This window comes from Fulvivirga kasyanovii (assembly GCF_009711405.1).
Classification (GTDB): Bacteria; Bacteroidota; Bacteroidia; order Cytophagales; family Cyclobacteriaceae; genus Fulvivirga; species Fulvivirga kasyanovii.
This window is the reverse complement of sequence record NZ_SMLW01000406.1, coordinates 5040-5631: the sequence shown is the minus strand read 5'-3', so window position 1 is coordinate 5631 and position 592 is coordinate 5040. Positions and strand designations below refer to the sequence as shown.

Genomic DNA, 592 nt, shown 5'->3' with positions numbered 1-592 from the left:
TAATTAAAGAGGGAATCTACTTCTAATGAAAGGAATGGTCATAAGTGTAGCATGTCTGTTAGTGCTTCTCTCCTGTAATGCTCAAAACGGGGGAACGGTTATATCGAATAAATGCCTTGAAATTAGGGTTCCTCAAGATTGGCAAGTCGATGTTTTTGATAAAAATTCAGAAGAATTTGATCTCGTGATCTCAGAAAAGAGCAAACAAATTGAAAAGATTACGAGAATAGAATTTTATAAGCTTGAAGCGAGTGAAAATGAAGCTCTAGAGGTTACCTTTAATCGCTTCGTGTCCCTGGATTTTGCAATAGATATCCTTCTGGAGAAGTCCAGTATTGTTACAGATAATTTAGGAAGCGGATTTTACTATACCGGCGAAGTGTTTTTTCAGGCAAACCGAATACGAAAAGTGTTTTACTTTTCACATGATAAACACATTGTAATAATTCACTGCGAATATGTTCGGGAAGGTTCATCTGGGCAAGAAGATATTTTTGAAGAAATAATAAGCAGATTGGTCATCAAATGCTAACAATACCTTCGATGTATTGAGAATTTACCCTCAGTCAGTGCCGCTGAACAGTTAAGTTTT

Annotated in this window: 1 protein-coding gene; it reads left to right on the top strand. The window is 36.1% G+C overall.

Annotated features, from left to right (window positions below):
• Nucleotides 1-25 precede the first annotated feature (25 nt).
• Nucleotides 26-532, top strand: coding sequence for a hypothetical protein (locus E1163_RS05530; RefSeq protein ID WP_155170331.1), 507 nt, complete (start codon nucleotides 26-28; stop codon nucleotides 530-532).
• Nucleotides 533-592 lie beyond the last annotated feature (60 nt).